3 protein-coding genes are annotated in these 1,485 nt (G+C 64.7%); all 3 read left to right on the forward strand.

All coding sequences use genetic code 11. The features are described 5' to 3' along the window. Window positions 1-440 (forward strand): class I tRNA ligase family protein (locus tag B2994_RS03125; RefSeq protein ID WP_291526931.1); only part of this gene is annotated, 440 nt, incomplete at its 5' end. Between the two features lie 180 nt (window positions 441-620). Further along, complete coding sequence (locus B2994_RS03130; protein WP_291526932.1) at window positions 621-1,196, forward strand: ComEA family DNA-binding protein; 576 nt, start codon at window positions 621-623, stop codon at window positions 1,194-1,196. 95 nt (window positions 1,197-1,291) lie between these two features. Further along, a partial coding sequence (locus B2994_RS03135; protein ID WP_291526933.1) for a hypothetical protein occupies window positions 1,292-1,485 on the forward strand: 194 nt, incomplete at its 3' end.

Here is a 1,485-nt window from a genome sequence, read left to right on the forward strand (position 1 = left end):
ACAACACGATCGCCGACGTGACGGTGGAAATGGAGGGCATGCGCCCGAACACCGCCATCGCCAAGCTCATTGTGCTCAACAACCATCTGACGTCACTGCCTGTCGCGCCGCGCTCCGCGGTCGAGCCGCTGATCCTGATGCTCGCCCCGATCGCGCCGCATATCTGCGAGGAGCTGTGGAGTCGACTTGGCCACAAGGAATCGCTGTCCGCCGAACCCTGGCCGGTGGCCGATGAGCGCTATGTGGGTCAGGATACCGTGACGGCGGTTGTGCAGATCAAGGGCAAGGTGCGTGCCAAGCTCGAGGTTTCGCCGGATATCGATCCGGCTGAACTGGAAAAGCTGGCCCTTGACGCTGTGGCAAGCCGTTTGGGGGGCAAGGCGCCGCGCAAGGTGATCGTCAAGGCGCCGAAGATCGTCTCCATCGTCCCGGCGGAATGACGCGCCGCGACGGGCGGAGGGCGGTTTCCGGTCGTTAACGTCGGCGCTCGTTGCGCTGTAAGCGAACCCCAACCTGATCGCTATCGGGTGGGGTTCGCTTCATTTCCAAGGCCGCGGGCATATTCGTCCACATCCGAGACCGCATTGGACACGCGCGGGAATGTCGGGCAGCGTGGATGCATGGAACTGCTGCATCCTCCGCCGCCCCCCGAGGCCGGCCGCCGCCCCGCATTGCTCCCGCGCCTGTCGGGTGTCCGGGACCGCGACGCCGCGGCATGCCTGCAGGCGGATATGAACGCCGGACGCATGCGGACCAGGCCGAGAATCGGCATCAACATGGTTCATGGCGTCGTCATCATGCTGCTGCTGGTGGCGGCGCTGGCGGCGAGCCTCACCCTGTTGCTGATCCAGGCGGGCAACATGAGGGTTGACGCGACGAATGCGACCGTTGAGGCGCCGGTGGCGTCCAGTCCGTCGGAATCATCCGACCAGTCCGTGGCTGCCGATGCGTCGGATGACGTGCAGGGGTCGGCGACGCCGGCGGATCCTTCCGTCGATGACGGGTTGGTGGATATCAACACCGCCGGCGTCGCACAGTTGGATGCCGTGAAAGGCATCGGTCCGGTGATCGCCCAGCGCATTGTCGACTATCGAAACGAGCATGGTCGCTTTTCCAGCGTGGACGACTTGCTCGACGTGCCAGGCATCGGCATGAAGACCTTGAACGCCATGCGTGGACAATTGGCGGTGCGGTGATGCGTCTCCGGGCAAGGAACCCGTGGCCGGCGGACCGAGAACAGGGGAGCAGGGACTGGAGGCTGCTTCCACTGAGTGCGGCCCTATGGCTGGCGATGATCGTCTGCTTCGAGGTACTCGACGGTGAGGCTGGGGAGGGGAGGCTGCCATGGCTGATGCTGGCGGTGGGTGTGTCGGCCGTGCTGATCGGGGGAGTCATATGCTGCATGGCCTGTCTCGCCGGTTGTGGAAGACGTCGTGGCGAGCTGCTCGGACAGGCTGCGATGATGCTGTTGTCCGTCATTGTCGC

The sequence above is a fragment of the Bifidobacterium sp. UBA744 genome, assembly GCA_002298605.1.
In the GTDB taxonomy this organism is placed as follows: Bacteria; Actinomycetota; Actinomycetes; order Actinomycetales; family Bifidobacteriaceae; genus Bifidobacterium.